General features: G+C 71.8%; 21 protein-coding genes. 8 read left to right on the top strand and 13 right to left on the bottom strand.

Going from position 1 to position 19,559, the window contains the following annotated elements:
• Nucleotide 1: 1 nt before the first annotated feature.
• Complete coding sequence (locus tag MZC64_RS34930; protein WP_247763908.1) at nt 2-844, bottom strand: nitrilase-related carbon-nitrogen hydrolase; 843 nt, start codon at nt 842-844, stop codon at nt 2-4.
• Nucleotides 845-977: 133 nt separating this feature from the next.
• On the opposite strand from MZC64_RS34930, the gene MZC64_RS34925 reads away from it, so the two are divergent.
• Complete coding sequence (locus MZC64_RS34925; RefSeq protein ID WP_247763906.1) at nt 978-2,276, top strand: alpha/beta fold hydrolase; 1,299 nt, start codon at nt 978-980, stop codon at nt 2,274-2,276.
• A gap of 31 nt (nt 2,277-2,307) precedes the next feature.
• Here MZC64_RS34925 and MZC64_RS34920 read toward each other — a convergent pair whose 3' ends face one another.
• Together MZC64_RS34920 and MZC64_RS34915 are read right to left on the bottom strand one after the other, a co-directional pair.
• Nucleotides 2,308-3,180, bottom strand: a complete 873-nt coding sequence (locus tag MZC64_RS34920) for a S8 family peptidase (RefSeq protein ID WP_247763905.1) — start codon at nt 3,178-3,180, stop codon at nt 2,308-2,310.
• A gap of 58 nt (nt 3,181-3,238) precedes the next feature.
• Entirely contained in the window at nt 3,239-3,778 is a 540-nt protein-coding gene (locus tag MZC64_RS34915; RefSeq protein WP_247764038.1) for a putative immunity protein, read from the bottom strand.
• A gap of 112 nt (nt 3,779-3,890) precedes the next feature.
• Here MZC64_RS34915 and MZC64_RS34910 point away from each other — a divergent pair, with 112 nt between their 5' ends.
• Both MZC64_RS34910 and MZC64_RS34905 read left to right on the top strand, forming a co-directional pair.
• Nucleotides 3,891-4,415, top strand: coding sequence for a MarR family winged helix-turn-helix transcriptional regulator (locus MZC64_RS34910; protein ID WP_247763903.1), 525 nt, complete (start codon nt 3,891-3,893; stop codon nt 4,413-4,415).
• 36 nt (nt 4,416-4,451) lie between these two features.
• Nucleotides 4,452-5,069 (top strand): DsbA family protein, encoded by a 618-nt coding sequence (locus MZC64_RS34905; protein ID WP_247763902.1) that lies wholly within the window; start codon nt 4,452-4,454, stop codon nt 5,067-5,069.
• On the opposite strand, the gene MZC64_RS34900 is transcribed toward MZC64_RS34905, so the two are convergent.
• From MZC64_RS34900 to MZC64_RS34880, 5 genes are read right to left on the bottom strand one after another with little or no spacing between them, the layout of a single operon-like run.
• The gene (locus MZC64_RS34900) at nt 5,041-5,466 is read right to left on the bottom strand and encodes a hypothetical protein (protein ID WP_247763900.1); all 426 of its coding nucleotides are present in this window, start codon (nt 5,464-5,466) and stop codon (nt 5,041-5,043) included. The two genes, MZC64_RS34905 and MZC64_RS34900, sit on opposite strands and share 29 nt — an antisense overlap.
• Nucleotides 5,466-6,587 carry a molybdopterin-dependent oxidoreductase gene (locus tag MZC64_RS34895; RefSeq protein WP_247764037.1) on the bottom strand — a complete coding sequence of 374 codons (1,122 nt, stop codon included), beginning with the start codon at nt 6,585-6,587 and terminating at the stop codon, nt 5,466-5,468. The genes MZC64_RS34900 and MZC64_RS34895 overlap by 1 nt, the downstream gene beginning before the upstream one ends.
• Nucleotides 6,568-7,197: a methyltransferase domain-containing protein gene (locus tag MZC64_RS34890; protein ID WP_247763899.1), complete on the bottom strand. Its 630-nt coding sequence runs from the start codon at nt 7,195-7,197 to the stop codon at nt 6,568-6,570. The genes MZC64_RS34895 and MZC64_RS34890 overlap by 20 nt, the downstream gene beginning before the upstream one ends.
• A complete protein-coding gene (locus MZC64_RS34885; RefSeq protein ID WP_247763897.1) occupies nt 7,194-7,886 on the bottom strand; it encodes a DUF2064 domain-containing protein in 693 nt (230 codons plus the stop codon). The genes MZC64_RS34890 and MZC64_RS34885 overlap by 4 nt, the downstream gene beginning before the upstream one ends.
• Complete coding sequence (locus MZC64_RS34880) at nt 7,883-8,548, bottom strand: glycosyltransferase family 2 protein (protein WP_247763895.1); 666 nt, start codon at nt 8,546-8,548, stop codon at nt 7,883-7,885. The genes MZC64_RS34885 and MZC64_RS34880 overlap by 4 nt, the downstream gene beginning before the upstream one ends.
• 144 nt (nt 8,549-8,692) lie before the next feature.
• On the opposite strand from MZC64_RS34880, the gene MZC64_RS34875 reads away from it, so the two are divergent.
• Nucleotides 8,693-9,973, top strand: a complete 1,281-nt coding sequence (locus MZC64_RS34875; protein WP_247763894.1) for a hypothetical protein — start codon at nt 8,693-8,695, stop codon at nt 9,971-9,973.
• On the opposite strand, the gene MZC64_RS34870 is transcribed toward MZC64_RS34875, so the two are convergent.
• Nucleotides 9,960-11,021: an NAD(P)-dependent oxidoreductase gene (locus MZC64_RS34870; protein WP_247763892.1), complete on the bottom strand. Its 1,062-nt coding sequence runs from the start codon at nt 11,019-11,021 to the stop codon at nt 9,960-9,962. The two genes, MZC64_RS34875 and MZC64_RS34870, sit on opposite strands and share 14 nt — an antisense overlap.
• 129 nt (nt 11,022-11,150) lie before the next feature.
• On the opposite strand from MZC64_RS34870, the gene MZC64_RS34865 reads away from it, so the two are divergent.
• The 4 genes from MZC64_RS34865 to MZC64_RS34850 all read left to right on the top strand — a co-directional run bounded on the left by MZC64_RS34865 (nt 11,151) and on the right by MZC64_RS34850 (nt 15,281).
• Nucleotides 11,151-12,512 carry an aminotransferase class I/II-fold pyridoxal phosphate-dependent enzyme gene (locus tag MZC64_RS34865; protein ID WP_247763890.1) on the top strand — a complete coding sequence of 454 codons (1,362 nt, stop codon included), beginning with the start codon at nt 11,151-11,153 and terminating at the stop codon, nt 12,510-12,512.
• A gap of 116 nt (nt 12,513-12,628) precedes the next feature.
• Nucleotides 12,629-13,873: a JmjC domain-containing protein gene (locus MZC64_RS34860; protein WP_247763888.1), complete on the top strand. Its 1,245-nt coding sequence runs from the start codon at nt 12,629-12,631 to the stop codon at nt 13,871-13,873.
• Nucleotides 13,870-14,109, top strand: coding sequence for a hypothetical protein (locus MZC64_RS34855; RefSeq protein ID WP_247763886.1), 240 nt, complete (start codon nt 13,870-13,872; stop codon nt 14,107-14,109). Before MZC64_RS34860 ends, MZC64_RS34855 begins: the two co-directional genes overlap by 4 nt.
• A complete protein-coding gene (locus MZC64_RS34850; RefSeq protein WP_247763885.1) occupies nt 14,109-15,281 on the top strand; it encodes a JmjC domain-containing protein in 1,173 nt (390 codons plus the stop codon). The genes MZC64_RS34855 and MZC64_RS34850 overlap by 1 nt, the downstream gene beginning before the upstream one ends.
• A gap of 39 nt (nt 15,282-15,320) precedes the next feature.
• On the opposite strand, the gene MZC64_RS34845 is transcribed toward MZC64_RS34850, so the two are convergent.
• Genes MZC64_RS34845 through MZC64_RS34830 form a run of 4 tightly spaced genes read right to left on the bottom strand, consistent with a single transcriptional unit; the run spans nt 15,321 to nt 19,480 of the window.
• A complete protein-coding gene (locus tag MZC64_RS34845; RefSeq protein WP_247763884.1) occupies nt 15,321-16,595 on the bottom strand; it encodes a pyroglutamyl peptidase in 1,275 nt (424 codons plus the stop codon).
• A gap of 31 nt (nt 16,596-16,626) precedes the next feature.
• Complete coding sequence (locus MZC64_RS34840; RefSeq protein WP_247763882.1) at nt 16,627-17,952, bottom strand: MFS transporter; 1,326 nt, start codon at nt 17,950-17,952, stop codon at nt 16,627-16,629.
• A complete protein-coding gene (locus tag MZC64_RS34835; RefSeq protein WP_247763881.1) occupies nt 17,949-18,863 on the bottom strand; it encodes a biotin-dependent carboxyltransferase family protein in 915 nt (304 codons plus the stop codon). The genes MZC64_RS34840 and MZC64_RS34835 overlap by 4 nt, the downstream gene beginning before the upstream one ends.
• A complete protein-coding gene (locus MZC64_RS34830) occupies nt 18,860-19,480 on the bottom strand; it encodes an allophanate hydrolase subunit 1 (RefSeq protein WP_247763880.1) in 621 nt (206 codons plus the stop codon). The genes MZC64_RS34835 and MZC64_RS34830 overlap by 4 nt, the downstream gene beginning before the upstream one ends.
• Nucleotides 19,481-19,559 lie beyond the last annotated feature (79 nt).

The raw sequence follows: 19,559 nt of genomic DNA, 5'->3' as shown, positions 1-19,559 counted from the left end.
CTCAGCCCTCCGTCAGGGTTCCGTAGGCGTCCGGGCGGCGGTCCCGGTAGAAGGCCCATTGCTGGCGGACCTCGTCGATGAGGTCGAAGTCCAGGTCGCGGACCACGAGTTCCTCCTCGGTGCCGCTGGCCACCTCGCCGACCATCTGACCGCGCGGGTCGACGAAGTAGCTGGTGCCGTAGAAGTCGTTGTCCCCGTACTCCTCCACGCCGACCCGGTTGATCGCGGCCACGAAGTACTCGTTGGCCACCGCGGCGGCGGGCTGTTCGAGCTGCCACAGGTAGGCCGACAGGCCGCGGCTGGTGGCGGAGGGGTTGAAGACCAGTTTCGCCCCGGCCAGGCCGAGCGCGCGCCAGCCCTCGGGGAAGTGCCGGTCGTAGCAGATGTAGACGCCGATCCGGCCGACCGCGGTGTCGAAGATCGGCCAGCCGAGGTTGCCGGGCCGGAAGTAGTACTTCTCCCAGAAGCCCTTGACCTGCGGGATGTGGTGTTTGCGGTACTTGCCGAGGTAGCTGCCGTCGGCGTCGATGACCGCCGCGGTGTTGTAGTAGAAGCCGGACTGCTCGACCTCGTAGACCGGGACGACCAGCACCATGCCGGTCTCCTTGGCCAGTGCCTGCATCCGCTTGACCGTCGGCCCGTCCGGCACCGGTTCGGCCCATTTGTAGTGCTCGGCGTCCTGCACCTGGCAGAAGTACGGCGCGTTGAACACCTCTTGGAAACCCATGACCTTGGCGCCCTGGGCGGCCGCCGACCGCGCCGCACGCTCGTGCGCCTCGATCATCGAGTCGGTGTCGCCGGTCCACTTAGTCTGGAAGATCGCGGCTCGAACCACGTTGACCACAGCTTTCCCCTCGCTTCCGGTCTGGGCGTCGGGGTCGACTTCGGCAACCTATGAAGAGCATCACTCTGGTGCAATAGGGTCTTTGTTACCGAACAATAATTCACCCGGGCGCCATGGAGTTAACGTTTGGCGTGTGACGACTGCCAATCGCCTGCGCACCGACCGGCTGCCCGGCCTGGTGACCACCGCCTACACCTTCGACGTACCGGTTGATCATGCTGCTCCGCAAGGGGAACACCTGACCGTGTTCGCCCGCGAGGTGGTGGCCGCCGGGCGGGAGAAGGACGATCTGCCCTGGCTGCTGATGCTGCAGGGCGGCCCCGGCCACCCCTGTGAGCGGCCGAGCGCGCCGAGTGCCTGGCTGGGCCGGGCGCTCAAGGACTACCGGGTGCTGCTGCTCGACCAGCGCGGCACCGGCCTGAGCAGCCGGGTCAACCGGCAGACCCTGCCGCTGCGCGGGGACGCCAAGGCGCAGGCGGAGTACGTGGCGCACTTCCGCGCCGACTCGATCGTGCGGGACGCCGAGCTGGTCCGGCGGGCGCTGATCGGCGAGGCGCCGTGGAGCATCTACGGGCAGAGCTTCGGCGGTTTCTGCTCGCTGACCTACCTGTCGCTGTTCCCCGGCTCACTGCGCGAGTCGCTGATCACCGGCGGGCTGGCCCCGCTGACCGCCACCGCGGACGAGGTCTACCGGGCGCTGTACCCGCGGGTGCGGGAGAAGAACGAGCAGTTCTTCGCCAGGTACCCGGAGGACGCGGAGATCGCCCGCCGGGTGGTGGACCACCTGCTGGCGCACGACGTCCGGCTGCCCACCGGGGAACGGCTGACCGCGCACCGCTTCCAGACCCTGGGCATGGGTTTCGGCACGCACCGCGAGTTCGACTCGCTGCACTACCTGCTGGAGATGTCCTTTGTGGACGGTGCGGGTGGCCCGGAGCTGTCCGACCCGTTCCTGGCCCAGGCCGGGGCCCGGTTGTCCTTCGCCACCGCACCGCTGTACGCGCTGGTGCACGAGTCGATCTACGCCCAGGGCCGCGCCTCGGACTGGTCGGCGCAGCGGGTGCGGGCGGAGTTCCCCGAGTTCGACCTGGAAGGTGACTGGCCGGTGCTGTTCACCGGCGAGATGATCTACCCCTGGCAGTTCGACGAGGACCCGGCGCTGACCCCGCTCAAGGACGTCGCGGAGATCCTGGCCGCGCGCACGGACTGGGGGCCGCTGTACGACCCGGAGGTGCTGGCGCGCAACGAGGTGCCGGTGGCCGCGGCGGTCTACTTCGACGACATGTACGTCGACTCCGCCTACTCCCTGGAGACCGCGAGCGTCATGGGCGCCACCAGGGCCTGGGTGACCAACGAGTACGAGCACGACGGTGCGGGCCGGTCCGCCTCGGTGCTGGACCGGCTGATCAAGATGACCCGCGGGGAGCTGTGACCGGCGGCTGCACCGGTCACAGCCGCCCTGGTCAGCGTGCGTAGAGCAGGCGGTTCGGGGTGCCGGCCTTCAGTCCGGTGACCTTGTTCTTGGTGGCCCCGTCGACGAGGTGCTTGTTGACCTCGGCGACGGTGGCCGCCGGGTGCGCACCCAGGTAGTTGGCCACCACGCCGGAGACGAACGGCGCGGCCTCGGAGGTCCCGTCGTGCACGGCGGTGGCGGTGTCGGACTCGCTGGTGGCGGTCAGGATGGCCGCGCCGGGCGCGAACAGGTCGATACACGGGCCGATGGCGGAGTGCTGCCAGACCTGGTCGGTGCGGGTCACCGAACCGACGGTGATCGCGTCCCGCACCCGGGAGGGCGAGCCGTTGCAGGCGTCCACCGGCTGGTTGCCCGCGGAGACCACCACCGGGATGTTCTTGTTCAGCACCTGCTGCACGGCGGCGTCCATCGCGGCGTTGCGCGCCCCGCCCAGGCTGAGGTTGAGCACGGCGGGCTTGACCGCGTTGGCGGCGACCCAGCGCACGGCCTCGACCACGTCCACCCGTCCGCACAGCGCCCGAACCGACTGGATGGTCGCCGCGGGCGCGGTGCGGGCGGCGATGCTGCCCACCGCGGTGCCGTGACTGGCGCAGTCGCCGCCGACGCCCTCGGGGTCGTAGGCGGTGCGCGCCCGGCCGCCGAAGGCCTGGTGGGTGGTGCGGATGCCGGTGTCCAGGACGTAGATGTTGACGCCCGCGCCGTTCCCGACCGGTTGGTAGGCGCCGTTGAGCGGGAGGTCGCGCTGGTCGATGCGGTCCAAGCCCCAGTCGACGGGGGCGGCGGAGGCGGCGGGAGTGAACGCGAGCGCGCTGAGCAGGATGGTGGCGAGCACGGGGAGCGCGCGCCGGTGCAGGGTGGTCATGACCACCACTTTTCGTGGCGCGGGGCGGGGCGGGGTACCTACGGAAGTAGCCGGGGTTTCAGTTGGCCGCCGGGTTCACATCGGCGGCCCGCACGCGCAACGCGGTGTCCAGTGCCCGCAACAGTTCGCCCGCCCGGCCGCGACCACCTGGCGCGCTGGGGTACCGCGCCAGGACACGCACCACAACGGGACTGGCCAGAACGCGGGCCTTCTCGATGTACTGCTCGCCTACCGAACGGTCGGTACCGGCGTCCAGCTCAAAGGCCCTGGCCGCGTGGGCGGCCGCGCCGAGGATGTGCAGGACCTGGGTGGCCTTGGCCAGGGGATGCAGGTAGGCCGCGCTGGCCGCGGCGACGGCGGCGCGGGCGGCGTCACTGGCCGCGGCTTGGCCGGCGTCGCGGGTCTCCTGGTAGGCCCGGTTCGCCGCCCACGCGTGATCCCGGATCGCCTTGGTCCGCTCGGCGCCGGCCGCGAACGCCTGCGCGGACTCGATCGCGGCTCGTGGTCGCGGGTTGTCGGGGCGGGCCCGTTCGAAGATCGCCAACGCGGGCCGCGCGCAGGCCGCGGCGTAGCCTGCGATCTCGCGCAGTTCGGTCATGCTGAGTTCGATCGTCAGGTCCTGGTCAGCCACCCAGTGAACGGTATCGTTGAATATTCGGTGGAGACTTCTTGGTGATAATCGCAGGACAACGTGGATGAACCCTCAAACGATGGGACTGGAGGCCGGGGACTTGGGCGCGGAGGCTGGGCACACGGAGATCAGCACGGCGCAGCAGGCCGCCGCTGATGACCGGGTGCTCGTGTTCGGGCGGTTGCTGGGCACGGCGAATCGCCTGGAGCACATCCTCGGGCGGGAGATCGAGGCCGAGTGCGGGATCAGCCACCTCATGTTCGAGGTGCTGCTGATCCTGGGCCGGGCCGGGGAACCAGGGCTGCCGATGCGGCGGATCGCCCAGGAACAGGTGCTGACCACCGGCGGCGCCACCCGCCTGGTTGATCGGATGGTGCGGGCGGGCCTGGTCGAACGGGTGGCCGAGCCGGGGGACCGGCGGGTGCAGCTAGTACGGCTGACCGAGGCGGGGGAGCGGACCGCGGTGACCGCGGCGCGACTGCACGCGCGCAACGTCCAGCGGTATCTCCTGGACCTGCTGCCCGAGCCAGAGCGGGCACGGTTCGCGGCCCAGCTGAAGCTGCTCAGTCACGCGGCCAGGGACGCGCTGCCGCCGCTGGGTTGAAAGTGGAACATCTGACTCGTCAGGTAACCTGATCGAGTGACTGTGCGGCTGGTGTATGTGCTGGATGCCTACTGCGGCTGGTGTTACGGGTTTTCCCGGACCATGGCCGAGCTGACCGCCGCGCATCCCGGGCTGCCGGTGGAAGTGGTCTCCGGCGGGCTGTTCACCGGCGACCGGCGCCGACCGATCGGTCAGTACGAGTTCATCCGGGACGCCAACGAGCGGATCACCGACCTCACCGGGGTGAGCTTCGGCGCCGGATTCGAGCGACTCCTGGACGAAGGATCGTTCGTGATGGACTCCGAAGCGGCCGCGCGCGGGGTGGCCGCCCTGCGCGCGCTGGCCCCCGACCGAGCGGTGGAACTCGTCGGCGCACTCCAGGACGCCTACTACCAGGACGGGCAGAGCCTGTCCGACCCCGCGACCTACCGCGCACTGGCCGAGCGGACCGGACTGGAACCGGACCTGCTGGTGGCGGCCTTCGAGTCGCCGAACGCGGTGGCCGAGGCGGCGGCGGACTTCCGGTTCGCCGGGGAGCTGGGTGTGCAGGGCTTCCCGACCCTGCTCGTGGTGGACGAGGAACGGGTGGCGACCCTCGCGGTGGGACACGCTTCCACCGAGGAAGTCACCCGTCGACTGGCGGCGCTGCGCTGATCCGGCGGCCGTTGAGCAGACCCGCGGCCAGTACCGCCAGCCACACCACGCCGAGCGCGATCACCAGGCCCAGCAGCACATTCCGGTCGTGCAGGCCGGGGTTGAGGTAGGGCGCGAAGGTCCGCCACAGCCACGGCACGGACAGCGTCACCAGCACCGCGGACACCGCCAGCCCAGTGATCACCGGTGTCCGCCAGGCCCGGCCGACCCGCTGGCTGATCGCCAGGCCGAGCAGGCCGATGACCGGCGCGATCACCGCGTCGTGCAGGATCGGGCCGCCGATCAGCCAGCCGCCCAGCGACACCGTGTCGCCGACGGAGGTGAACAGCAAGGGCAGCAACAGGATCACGCCCCAGCCGAGCAGTCCGGCGCCGATCGCACCGAGTACCCACCGCATCACCGCACCGCCAATCGGCCAACCCACTTGGTCTGCAACACACCCGGACGGCTCGGCGCGATGATCCGGCACGGGTAGCCGTGGTCCAGGTCCAGTTCCTCCCCGTTGAGCCGCAAGGCCAGCAGCGTCAACGGGTCGTGCGCGTGCGCGGCGGGCAGTTCGCTGACCCGGTACGCGCCGCCCTGCTCCAGGGATTCCACCCGCACCACCGCGTCCGGACCCGCGCCGACACTGGTGATCAGGTCGGCGACCCGGACGCCGGTCCAGGTGGCGGACTGACTCCAGCCCTCCACGCAGGCGATCGGGAGTTCCGCGGTGGTCTGCGGCAACGCGGTCAGCTCGGCCAGGCTGAGCGTCCGGGTCCCGGCAGGGCCGGTGATCTCCAGCTTCCAGGTGTCGGTGATCCGGGCGACCCCGGCGGCGGAGGCGGTGCGGTTGACCGGAAGTCCTTGCGGGCCCTTGGTGGAGCGCCAGCCGAGGAAGGAAAGTCCTTGCAGGCCAGGCACGGTGGCTCCGGCGGTGGCCAGCACGGCCGCGCCGGTGGCCAGGCCGGTGCCGCGCAGGAACGCCCGGCGGGACAGGCCGACCGCCGGTTCCTGTTGCAGGCCAACGGGTTGGCTGAGCGCCTCGCGGATCAGCGGGAGTTTGACCGCGATGTGCAGCAGCAGTGCGCCGACCGCGATCCAGGCCACGGCGTAGTGCGCGGTGACGAAGTAGAACCGCCACGGGTAGTTCTGCGCCACGTTGAACAGCCCGCTGGCGAGCTGGAAGAACGCCGCGGCCAGCAACGCGAAGATGGACAGCCGCTCCAGGGCGTGCGGCAGCGAGCGGACGGCGGGTTTGGCGAACAGTTTCGGGTAGACCGTCCAGAGTTTGGCCACCAGCAACGGGATCGCGGCGATCCCGCTGATCACGTGCACGCCCTGGTTGATCCGGAACAGGTTCACCGGCCGGGTGGGCCAGCTGAACCAGGCCGGCGGATGCTGGACGCCGTGGCTGAGCAACCCGGTGATGAAGCACAACCCGAACGCGATACCCAGCCACAGTCCGATCCGGCTGGTGACCCGGACATCGTGCGCCGAGCCTTGGAAGTCGGATTCCTCAGGCGGCCGCAGTCGCATCATCGCGCACCTCCTTGCGTAGCACCGCGAACCATCGGCCGGAGTGGTCGAAGAGTTCGGTCACCCGGAACCCGGTGACCACGGCGAGCAGCCCGATGGCGTCGGCGCCGACCCAGGCCCAGTCGAAGGCGGATCCGGTCAGCCGCACCTGTTCCCGGCGCAGTCCAGTGCCCGGGGGTTCGACCTCGATGAGGGCGTGGCCGGTGGGGGCGAGCAGTCGGTGCACCCGGCGGAGCAGCACCACCGGGTCGCCGCCGATGCCGATGTTGCCGTCGGCCAGGAGGATCTGTTGCCAGCGGCCCTCGGCGGGCAGCCGGTCGAAGAGGTCGCGGCACAGCGCGGCGCCGCCGCGGTCGGTGGTGAGGCGGACGGCCACCGGGGAACTGTCCACGCCGAGCGCGATCACGCCGCGGCGGCCGAGCGCGGTGACCAGGCGGCCGGGGCCGCAGCCGAGGTCGAGGACCGGGCCGGTGCAGCGGCGCAGGAGTTGCTCGTCGGCAGGGCACGGGGTGGCGGACCAGCGGGCGATGGGCAGCAACAGGCTGCGGCCGTCCGGGAGCAGCAGCAGGTCGGTGTGACCGAGCAGGGCGGCGTCGAACTCGCTGGTCATCGGGCCACCTCAGCAGGGCGCGCGGCTACCGCGGCGAGGCTGGGCAGCACCGCGGTCACCGCGTGCGCGAAGTACGAGCCCGGCAGGCCGCGGGCCACCGCCACCGCGTCCGCCATGGTGTCCACATCGGACAGTTCCGGCGCGATCCGCACGATCAGGCCCTTGTCCCGCAAGGCAGCCAGGGTGTGCTCGCCGGTGTCGGACTGGGACATCGGCACCGTGGCCAGCAGTGCCGCGTGCTCCCGCCTGCGCAGCCCGAGTGCCCACCAGCCGCCGTCGGTGGCCGGGCCGAGCACCGCGTCCGTGTTGCGCTGGGCCAGCAGGCGCAGGCAGTCGGCGAGCAGTCTCGGGGTGACCTGCGGGGTGTCCATGCCGAGCTGCAACCGCGGTCCGGCGACATCGGCGTGCGCGTTGGCCAGGCGTTCGGCGAAACCGTTGCCGCGCTGGGAGATCACCGTGCTGCCATACAGGGATCGGCGCAGCCGCACCGAATCGGCCGCCGCCGCCAGGTCCCCGGTCAGCGCCACCACCAGGCGGGTGCCGGGAGTGGCGCGGGCGGCGGCCAGGGTGTCGTGCAGGCTCGCCGCGGCGATGGCGGCGGCCTGCCGCGGGGTGGCCGGCGGGGTCAGGCGGGTCTTCGCCTGGCCGGGGACGGGGGCCTTGGCCACCACCAGGATCGCGGGATTCATCGCAGCACCCCCGCCATGTCCCTGGCCGCGCGCAGGGTGCCGAGCACCGAACCGCTCACCTTCGACCTGGTGCCCGCGGCCCGCGGCAGGTAGTCGAAGTCCACTTCGGACACTTCCCAGCCCGCGTCGGCCGCCCGGATCAACAGTTCCAGGGGGTAGCCGAAACCGCGGTCGGTGATGCCCAGGGCGAGCAGGTCCTCGCGGCGGAAGGCGCGGATCGGGCCGATGTCCCGGACCGCGAGACCGCGGCGGCGCAACAGCCAGGCCAGGAAGGCGTTCCCGGCTCGCGCGTGCCACGGCCACACCCCGCGGCCCACCGGGATCCGCCGTCCCACCGAGAGTCGCGCCCGGCCGGTGGCCACCGGCGCGACCAGGGCGGGCAGCAGGGCGGGGGCCATCGAGCCGTCGGCGTCGAGCACGCAGACGATCTCGGTCCGCGCGTGTTCGATGCCGGTGTGCACGGCGGCGCCGTAACCCCGGCGCGGCTCGTGCACCACGGTCGCGCCGAGTCCGGCGGCCACCGCGGCGGTGCCGTCGGTGGAACCGTTGTCGACCACGATCGCGTGGTATCCAGGAGGGAGCTGCTGGAGCACGGCGGGCAGTGCGGCTGCCTCGTTGAGACAGGGCAGCACCACGTCCACCGCGCCGGTCGTCTGCGTCATGCCACCGGACGTTAGGGCCCTGACGATCGGCCGGGAACCGTTGCGGTGCTTACCGAAATATGACGTACCGGCCAGTTCTTACCGAGTTGTTTCGGACCCCGGATCCGCCGGGTGCGGTGCGCGGAATGGCCTTACGGTGGCCGCGTGCTGTCTGGAAAAGACCGCCGTGACCTGCTGGCCGCGGCGGCCCTCGTGCTGCTCGTGGCCGTCGCGGTAGTCCTCGGCTTTGTCCTGCGTGCCAACGGGGTCCCCATTTTCGCCGGGGCCGCGCCGCTGTTCGGCGAGTGGCTGCCGCACCTCGGACCCGGCACCGCGCCCGCGCTGCTGCTGGCGATCCTGGTGGTGTGGCACGGACCGCGGCTGGCGGATCGCCTGCCCTGGCGCGGAGTGCTCGCCGCCGGATACGTGACCGCGGTGGCCTGGACCGTGGCACTGGCCACTGTGGACGGTTGGCAACGCGGCCTGGCAACCAGGCTCACCACCTCCGACGAATACCTCCACGAGGTCGGCGGGATCACCGACATCGGCGCGATGATCGCCGGATTCGCCGGACGGATCCTGGACTTCCAGCCCGATTCCTGGACCACGCACGTCTCCGGCCACCCGCCGGGCGCGCTGCTGGTGTACGTGCTGCTGGACCGGATCGGCCTGGACGGCGGCGCCTGGGCCGGGATCGTCACAATACTGATCGGCTGCCTGGTCGCGATCGCGGTGCCGGTCACCGTGCGCGCGCTGGCCGACGCCGACGCGGCCCGCCGCATGCTGCCGTTCGTGGTGCTACTGCCAGGTTTTGTGTGGTTCGGCGTCTCCGCGGACGGCCTGTTCGCCGGCGTCACCGCCTGCGGAATCGCGTTGCTGGCACTGGGTGGCTGGTGGCGGTCACTGCTCGGCGGACTGCTGCTGGGCTTCGGGTTGTTCCTCAGTTACGGCTTGATCCTGTTGGGACCACTGGCGTTGGCGGTGCTGATCGTCGGCCGCGGCAAGGTGCTCCCGGCCGCGACCGGTGTGCTGGCCGTGACAGGGGCGTTCGCGCTGGCCGGGTTCTGGTGGCTGGACGGCTACCACCTGGTCGTCGAGCGCTACTACCAGGGCATCGCCACCGCCCGCCCCTACGCCTACTGGGTATGGGCCAACCTCGCCGCGCTCGCCCTGGCCACCGGACCCGCGCTGGCCGCCGGGATCCGCCGCGCCGTCACCGAACGGACCAGGGGGATCACCGTCCTGGTCGCCGCCGCCCTGCTCGCGGTGCTCGCCGCGGACCTGTCCGGACTCAGCAAGGCCGAGGTCGAGCGGATCTGGCTGCCGTTCGCGGTGTGGCTGTGCGCCGGGACCGCCTTGCTGCCAAGGGGATCCCGGCGCTGGTGGCTGGCCGCGCAGGCGGTCACCGCGCTCGCGGTGAACCACCTGGTGCTCACGAACTGGTGAGCTGCGCCGGTCGCCGCAACGGCGCGGTGGCGAACTCGGTGACGCCCTCGGCGAAGGACACCTGGGCCCGGTAGCCGAGCACCGCCGCCGCCTTCACCGGATCGGCCACCACATGCCGCACATCCCCCGGCCGGGCCCCGCCCACGATCCGCGGTTCGGGACCACCACACGCCTTCGCCAGCTCCGTGGCCAGCTCGCCCACGGTGTGCGGATCACCCGAACACACGTTCACCGCGCACAACCCGCCCGCCGGCGCGGGCGTCTCGATCGCCAGCCGGTTGGCCAGCGCGACATCCCGCACGTGCACGAAGTCCCGCCGCTGCCGCCCGTCCTCCAGGACCACCGGCGCGTCACCGCGTTCCAGGGAGGACCGGAACATCGAGGCCACCCCGGCGTACGGCGTGTTCTGCGGCATCCGCGGCCCGTACACGTTGTGGTAGCGCAACGCCCACACCGCACCGCCGGTCTGCCGCGCCCAGGCCGCCGCCAGGTGCTCCTGGGCGAGTTTGCTGGCCGCGTAGGTGCTGCGCGGATCCACCGGGGCGTCCTCGGGCACCAGTTCGTCGGCCAGCGCGGCCCCGCACACCGGGCAGGGCGGCTCGTACCGGCCGGCCGCCAGCTCGGGCAGCAACCGCGGACCCGGTCGCACCACGCCGTGCTCGGCGCAGCGGTAGCGGCCCTCGCCGTAGACCACCATCGAGGAGGCCAGCACCAGCCTGCCCACCCCCGCCCGGTGCATCGCGGCCAGCAGCACCGCGGTGCCGTAGTCGTTCTGCAGCGCGTACTCCGGCGCGTCGTTCGGATCGACCCCGTGCCCGACCATGGCGGCCTGGTGGCACACCACGTCCACGCCCGGCAGCAGCCGGTCCAGCAGGTCGGCGTCCCGGACGTCGCCGACGACCAGGTCCGCGGGCGTCCACGGGGGCGGGCCGTCCGCGCCGTGTGCCTGCGGGAGCAGGGCGTCCAGCAGCACGGTGTCCGATCCGGACAGTGCCTCGACGATGTGGGAGCCGATGAACCCGGCCGCTCCGGTGATCAACACTCGCATGCCCCTGACGCTAGGCCGAACGATGTATCGATGAGCGCCATCGGCGTCGGACGTCACCAAACCGTCAGAACTTGCGCACAATGCTGAGTGGTCCGCCATGGTGGCGGCGGGCCAGTGGACGGGAGGGTCATGCACGCCGATCTGAGCCGGATTCTGTCGGTCGTCGAGGAAGGATCGGCCACGGGCATCGCCGCGGCGATCAACCGGCTGATCGGCGCGGGCGAGTTGTCCGTGGGCACCAGGCTGCCCACGGTGCGCGCGCTCGCCCAGGCCCTCGGTGTCAGCCCGACCACGGTGAACGAGGCCTGGCGCTCGCTGGCCAGGGTCGGCGCGATCGAGACCAAGGGCCGCAACGGCTCCTTCGTCACCGCCCGCACGCACAGCGCCGAGCCCACCCGGTTCTGGCGACTGGCCGGCGATACCGGCCGGTTCGCCCGCGACCTCTCCGCCGGCGTGCCTGACCAGGCGTTACTGCCGCCGATCGGGCCCGCGCTGGCCCGCATCGACGGCCAGCCGCCGCTGTCGGGTTACCTGGACGCCCCGGTGCTGCCCGACCTGGACCGCCTGGTCCGCAAGTCCTGGGCTTCGGTGTGCGATCCGGAGACGCTGACCATCGTCAACGGCTCCCTGGACGGCATCGACCGGCTGCTCGGTCAGCTGCTGCGCCTGGGGGACCGGGTGATCGTGGAGAACCCGACCTTCCCGCCGTTCCTGGACCTGCTGGACACCGTGGGCGCCAGCGCGCTGCCGGTGCCGGTGGACGACGAGGGCATCCTGCCGGACGCCCTGGCCGGTCAGCTGCGCCGCGACCCGGCGGTGCTGCTCATGCAGCCGCGCGCGCAGAACCCGACCGGCGTCAGCCTCACCCAGCGGCGAGCCGACCAGTTGGTAGAGAAACTGCGCGCTCACCCGAACGTGATGATCATCGAGGCCGACCACTCCGGTGACGTGGCCCTGGCCGACCCGGTCAGCTTCGCCGGCGCACTGCCCGACCGGGTGGTCCGGGTGCAGAGCTTCTCCAAATCGCACGGCCCCGACCTGCGGCTGGCCGCCCTCGGCGGACCGGCCTCGATCGTCGAACCGCTGATCGGGCGACGGCACCTGGGCGCGGCCTGGTCCAGCCGGTTGCTGCAGGAGGTCCTGGTCGGCCTGCTCACCGACCCTGGCTGCGTGGCCGCGGTGGCCACCGCCCGCACCGTCTACGGCCAGCGCCGCGGCGCCCTCAAGGACGCCCTGACCAGCCGCGGCATCCGCTCCACCGGCTGGGACGGCATCAACCTGTGGATCGACGTGGCCCGCGAGCGCGAGGCCCTGGTGACCCTGGCCGCCCAGGGCATCGGCGCGGCCCCCGGCTCCCCGTTCCTGGTCGAGCCCAGCGGCGGCGACCACCTGCGCATCACCACCGCCACCCTGCCGGTGAGCGAGGCCGCCGCGGTGGCCGACGCCCTGGCCGAGGCGGCCCGCCCGTACCCGCCGTACAGCCGGGTCTGAGCCAGAGAGATCAACTTCCCGGTTTGACCGTCTGTAGGGGCTGATCATGGGTCCCGATCGGGCGCGGAACGGTCACCGCGCTGGCCAACCGAACGGTCGGCGGCGAAGTTGGACCGATGCAGCATCCGGACTCGGCGCCACCCAGACCCCGCGGACCGGGGACTGAGCTGGGCCCGCGCCTCGATCTCGACGACTGGTTCGCGCCACTGGGCCTGACCGAGTTCAGCCGCACCGTGCTCGGCCAGCGGCCCTTGGTCACCCAGCCCAGGGCCGACCTGGCAGACCGGCTGCGCGCCGCGCTGGGCGTGCACACCGTGGACGACGCCTTCGGCAAGCGGGTGCGCGAGGTCCGGGCCTGGTTCCTGGACCTGGACGGCAACGCCGCCACCGCGCCGATGCCCGCGGCCAGTGCGCGACGGCTCTACGACGCGGGCACCACCGCCTACTTCCAGGAGGTCGCCGACTTCGCGGGGTTCGAGCGCGAGGTGGCAGGCGCCTTCCGCGTCGCGCCGGGCTCGGCCAAGGTCCAGCTCTTCTGCAACCGGCCCAGCGCGGTCACCAAAGTGCACTTCGACCCGGTCGACGTGATCACCGTGCAGCTCACCGGCCGCAAGACCTGGCGGATCGCGCCGAATGAGTTCGCGCCGCGCCCGCTCAAGGGCTGGGGCGCCGGCGAGCCGATCGGGCCCAGTCTGCGCACCTACCAGGAGAACCCGCCGCCCGAGGTGATCCCGGGCAACGTCAAGGAGTACCGGCTCGAACCGGGTTCGGTGCTGCACGTGCCGCGCGGCTACTGGCACGAGACGTTCTCCGATCAGGACTCGATCTCCCTGCACCTGCTGCTGATCCCGCCGCTGCGCATGGACTTCCTGCTCGCCGCGTTGAAGAACGAGCTGGCGGGCGAGCGGCACTGGCGCGATGCGATCTACGACTTCGCCACCCCGGCCGAGACCGCCGCCCGCACCGCCGCCGACCTGGCCGCACTGCGCGCCGCGCTGGCCCGCCTCGACCCGCGCGACCTGGTCCGCGCCCCACTGCCGACCGCCCCGGTCGGACCGGAGACCCGGTTCACCCGCGCCGGTCAGGCCGCCTTCGGCGTGGACGGTCTCGACCACGACACAGTCCGGATCTCGGTGTCCGCCTACGGTTTCCGCGAGACCCAGACCGCCGCGGTGACCGTGCCCGCACCCGCGCTGCCCGCTCTGCGCTGGGTGAACGCCCTGCCCGCCGGGACCGCCCTCGATGTGGCCGATGTGCTGCGCGAGGCCCCCGGACTGACCAAACCCGAGGCGCAGGACCTGCTGGGGCTCATGGAGCAGACCCGGCTGGTGCGCCGATCCCCCGAGGAGCCCCTGCCATGATCGAACAGCCGGATCTGCCGCCCGCCGTGGTCGTCCACGTCGAAGCGGGCGCCGAGGCCGAGTACGCCGTGCGCCCGGCCTTCCTCATCGACCGGGGCGCCGGCGAGGACATCATCGCCACCGCCACCTTCGGCGAGTTGCGGATCACCACCACCCAGGGCCTTGGCGAGGCCACCGCGCACCGGCCCCATCCCCAGATCACCAAGGCGCCCGTCGAAGACAACCTGGAGGGGTGATGTCCCGGCTCGACCTCGCGGACTGGTTCGCCCCCACGGACCTGGCCGGATTCAGTAACTCCGTGTTGGGCCGCCGGATTCTGGCCACCCCGGCGCGGCCGGAGCTGGCCGCCCGCCTGCGGGACACCCTGGAGATCCACTCCATCGACGACGTCTTCGCCAAACAGGTGCGGCGGGTCTGCGCCTGGTTCCAGGACGCCGCGGGCAACACCAGTTCCGCGCTGATGCCCGCGGCCAGTGCGCGGCGGCTCTACGACGCGGGCTTCACCGCTTTTTTCCAGGAGATCGCCGAGTTCGACCCGTTCGAGCGCGAGGTGGCCGAGACCTTCCGGGTCTCCGCCCAGTCGGCGAAGGTCCAGCTCTTCGGCAACCGGCCGGGCGCGGTCACCAAGGTGCACTTCGACCCGATCGACGTGATCACCGTGCAGCTCACCGGTCGCAAGGTGTGGCGGGTGGCGCCGAACGAGTTCACCCCGCGCCCGCTGCACGGCTGGGGCGCCGGCGATCCGCTCACCCCGGACCTGCGCGCCTACCAGCGCGAGGCCCCACCGGAGCGGATTCCCGGTGACGCCAAGGAGTTCGTGCTGGAACCCGGGGCCGTGCTGCACGTGCCGCGCGGCTACTGGCACGAGACCTGCTCCGACCAGGACTCGCTCTCCCTGCACGTGCTGCTGACTCCGCCACTGCGGATGGACTTCCTGTTGGCCGGCCTCAAGAACCAGCTGACCAGGGACGAACGCTGGCGGGAGTCGATCTACGATTTCGAGACCCCGGAGGAAGCGACCAGCCGCACCACCGTGGACCTGGCCGCACTGCGCGACGCGCTGGACCGCCTCGATCCGCGGGACCTGGTCCGGGAACCGCTCACCCGGCAGCCGGTCGGACTGGAGACCCGGTTCGTGCGCGCCGGGCAAACCGCGTTCGGCGTGGACGAACTGGACGCCGAGACCGCGCGGATCTCGGTGTCCGCCTACGGTTTCCGGGAAACCCAGACCGCCAGCCTGCTGGTGCGCCGGGAGTTCCTGCCCGCGCTGCGCTGGATGGGCGACATGTCCGCGGGCGCGCCGGTGGACATCCCGGACGTGCTGCGCGAATCCCCGGGGCTGAGCAAGGAAGAAGCCCGCGACCTGTTGGGCATGCTGGAGAAAACCCGGCTGCTGCGCCGGGTCTGACACCAGCGGGCGCCGGTGATCCCGGCGCCCGCTGGGAGTTCAGAGCGTGCCGACGGCGACCGCGAGGATCGCCCTGGCCTGGGCCACGATGTCGGCCCGGTTCTTCTCCAGCACCGGATCGGAGACCTTGTCCGGGTTGGCCGGGTCGAAGAACAGGATCGGCGTGTGCACGTGCCCGCCCGGCACCTTCGCCTTGACCGCGTCCCGCAACAGCGTGGCCCGGTAGGCGATCTCGTTGGACAGATAGGAACCGCCGCCACCGGCACGGGCCACCGAACCCGGCGTCGGACCGTTCGGGCTCTTCACCGGCTCGGTCTGCCCGGCCGGGATCTCGGTCACCTCGGTGCGGTCCAGCACCGTGAACGGACCGGTCTTCGCGGCCACGATCTCCTTGTACGGCAACGTGGTCGGCACGAACTCCGGCTGCGGCGTCACCGTCGGCACCCCGGCCGGGATCGGGATGCCGGCAGCCCGGTTCTCCCGGTTGTTGTCCGCGCCGGTGTGCCAGCGGCCGTTGTAGCGCTCGATGTCGAACTGGCCCGCCCGGCCCTGGCTGACCGTGGTGAACAGGTCCACCTGCTTGCGGCCAGACTTGAAGTGCGGCAACAGGGTCTGCTCCACCATGCCCGCCTCGAACGGCGTCCACAGCACCGGGAACACCGCGGTCTCCACCCGCGCCCGCCCGGACGGGGTGTCGATGTAGGTGCCGTCCAGGGCCAGCGCGGTCGCGCCGCTGGGGTTGGTGCGGCGGATGTCGCCGTCGAGCTGGAACGGGTCGAAACCGGTCAGCACCACCCGCTTCACCCGGTTCCCGGCGGGCAGCTCGATCGAGTCCTGGCCGCGCGACCCGGTCTCCACCGCGTCAACCAAGGCCTTGCGGTCGGCGGCGGAGAGGGTGAAGGCGGGCTGCCACTGGCGCAGCGCCCTGGTGAGCTGCAACCGCGCCCAGTACAGCGGCCGGTCGTCACTGCGCACCAGATCGCCACCGGCCGGGCCACGGCCCTGCACCCGGTCCACCGCGGCCTGCCACAGCTGCCTGCTCTGCGTCTGCGCGAGGCTCTTGGCCACCCGCAGCGACCTGGTGCGGCACAACGACTTCTCGAACTTCGGCCCGCGCTGGTCGAAGCCACTGCGGTCGAGGATCTCCTGCGGCACCGCGAGGGTGAGCCGCTGTTCCTCCACCGGGATCGGCGCGGCGCGGTCGAAGCAGTTCGCCGGGGCGGCGGTCTCGGCCGCCACCGCGAGCGGGGCGGCGGCCAGCAGCGCGCCCACGGCCAGTGCGCCGGTCAGGGATCGGCGGATCAACGTGTTCAACTCGCCTCCTTCACAGTTACCTCGCACCCGATCAGGTGCGTGCGGGCTTGTCCAGGGCCGGATCGGCGGCGATGTCCACCCGGCTGGTCTCCGGCGCGACGATCAGCGCGCCGATGGTGAGCAGCAGGGCGGCGGCCACGTAGATCCCGATGGCGACCCAGCTGCCGGTGGATTCCAGCAGCGCCAGGGAGATCAGCGGGGCGAGCGCGCCGCCGAGCACCCCGGCCAGCTGGTAACCCAGGCTGGCGCCGGTGTAGCGCAGCTTGGTGCTGAACAGCTCGGAGATGAACGCCGCCTGCGGGCCGAACATGGCCGCGTGCGCCACCAGCGCGACCACCGTGGCCAGGATGATCAACGCGGTGGATCCGGTGGCCAGCAACGGGAAGAAGGCGAACACCCACACCGCCGCGCCGACCGCGCCGGCCAGGTACACCGGGCGGCGGCCGTAGCGGTCCGAGAGCGCGCCGAAGAACGGGATCAGCGCGAGCTGACAGGCCGAGGCGACCAGCACCGCGTTCAGCCCGACCTGCCGGTCCACCTTCACCACGTCCTTGAGGTAGGTGAGGATGAACAGGGTGAAGGTGTAGAAGGCCACGTCGGTGCCGATGCGCGCGCCGATCGCGGTGAGCAGCTCGCGCGGGTGCTCGCGGAAGACGTCGAACAGCGGCAGCTTGGCCTTGGCCTCGGTCTGCTCGACCTGGGTGAACAGCGGGCTTTCGGAGATGGTGCGGCGGATCCAGAAGCCGACCAGCACCAGCAGCCCGGAGAGCAGGAACGGCACCCGCCAGCCCCAGTCCAGGAACTGCTCGTTGGACAGCGAGGCGGACATGATCCACATGACCCCGGCGGCCAGCAGGTTGCCCGCGGGCACGCCGACCTGCGGCCAGCTCGCGTTCAGCCCGCGCTTGTTCGCCGCGCCGTGCTCCATGGTCATCAGCACCGCGCCGCCCCACTCCCCGCCCAGGCCGAGGCCCTGCAGGAAGCGCAGGGTGACCAGCAGGATCGGGGCCAGCGCGCCGATCTGGGCGTGCGTGGGCAGCAGGCCGATGGCGAAGGTGGCCACGCCCATCAGCAGCAGCGTGATGACCAGGACGTTCTTCCGGCCGACCTTGTCGCCGAAGTGGCCGAAGATGGCGCCGCCGACCGGGCGGGCGATGAAACCGACCGCGTAGGTGGTCAGGGCCAGCAGGGTGCCGGTGAGCGGATCGCTGGTCGGGAAGAACAACTTGGGGAAGACCAGCGCGGCCGCGGTGCCGTAGAGGAAGAAGTCGTACCACTCCAGTGAGGTGCCGATCAGGCTGGCCGCGATCACCTTGCGGCCGGACCGGGCGGTCGACGTGGGCGGTGAGCTGCTCATCGGCTAGTCCTTTCGGTGCACTGGAATCGGATTCGCTGTCCGGGCCGGACCTGCGCCGCCTGGGGCAGATCCTGCTCGATGACCACCGCGATCACCGGATAACCGCCGGTCACCGGGTGGTCGGCGAGGAACAGCACGGGTTGCCCGTTCGGGGGAACCTGGAGCGCGCCGCCGACCATGCCCTCCGGCGGCAGTTCACCAGGGCGGGCCCGGTCGAGGCGGGGGCCGGCCAGCCGGACGCCGATCCGGTTGCTGGCCGGGGTGACCTGGTACGGACCGGAACACAGGGCCGCGGCGGCGTTGTGGGTGAACCAGTCCTGGCGCGGGCCGAGCAGCACCCGCAGTACCGGTTCGGCGGGCAGTTCCGCGACCGGCGCGAGATCCACGATCGGGTCACCGACGGTCTCCCGACCGATCGGTAGGTAGGCCCCCCGGACGAGTGGTTCCGGACCGATGCCGGAGAGCAGGTCGCTGGCCCGGGAGCCGAGCACCGGTGGCAGGTCGAGGCCGCCGCGCACGGCGAGGTAGCTGCGCAGTCCGCGCTCCGGGCGGCCGATCCGCAGCGTGGTCCCGGCCGGGACGTACAGCGGCGCGTTCGCGGCGGCGGTGCGCGGGCCGCGCGGGGCGCCGATGCAGGGGGTGCCGAGGTGCAGTGGGGCGGGTGCGCCGGTGAGCGCGACCCAGGCGCCGCGGTGGAAGCGGAGCTGGACGCCGCCGAGGGTGAGTTCGAGGGCGGCGGCGGATTCGGCGTTCCCGACCAATCGGTTGGCGAGGGTGAACGCGGGCTGGTCGGCGGCGCCGGAGCGGCCGACCCCCATCGCGGCCAGCCCGGGGCGGCCGAGGTCCTGGACGAGGGTGAGCAGACCGGCGTCGAGGACCTCGATCCCGCCGCGCCCCTGGTTCGCGCTCATGCCGCCACCTCCCGGAACCGCACCCGGGTGCCCGCGGTCAGCAACCCGGGCCGGGCCCGCGCGGTGTCCCACAGCACCAGGTCGGTCTGTCCCAGCAGCCGCCACCCGCCAGGGCTGGACCGCGGGTAGATGCCGACGAACTCGTCCGCGATGGCCACCGCGCCCGCGGGCACCCGAGTCCGGGAGGTCTCTCGCCGCGGCACCCGCAACGCCGGATCCAGGCCCGTCACGTAGGCGAAGCCGGGCGCGAACCCGCAGAAACTCACCGTGTACTCCCCGCCCAGGTGCCGCCGCACCACCTCCGCCGCGGCCAGCCCGGTCAGCTCGGCGACCTCGCCCAGATCCGGCCCGTCGTAGCGCACCGGGACCTCGACCGTCGTGGCGGGCGCGCGCATCCCGGGTGGTGGGGCGTGCTGGTCCAGGTGCTCGCGCAGCGTGGTGAAGTTCGTGGCACGCGGGTCGTACCGGACGAGCACGGTGCGGGCCGCGGGGACCAGTTCGAGCACCCCGGCCGGGGGCTGGGCGGTCAGCAGCGCGTGCAGAGCGTGCGCCGCCGCGCTGTCGGGCAGCTCGACAAGTGCCGCTGAGCTGCCGAACCGTCGGATGTCCGCGTGCACTGTCCACCCCCGATGTGTCCTGGGTCACCCTATGATGTGGTACGAGTCAACATAAGGATTGTTCAACAAAAGAACAAGA

Source organism: Crossiella sp. S99.2 (assembly GCF_023094165.1).
GTDB lineage: Bacteria > Actinomycetota > Actinomycetes > Mycobacteriales > Pseudonocardiaceae > Crossiella.
The sequence above is the reverse complement of the archived record's forward strand: the minus strand, read 5'-3'. Positions and strand labels throughout refer to the sequence as shown.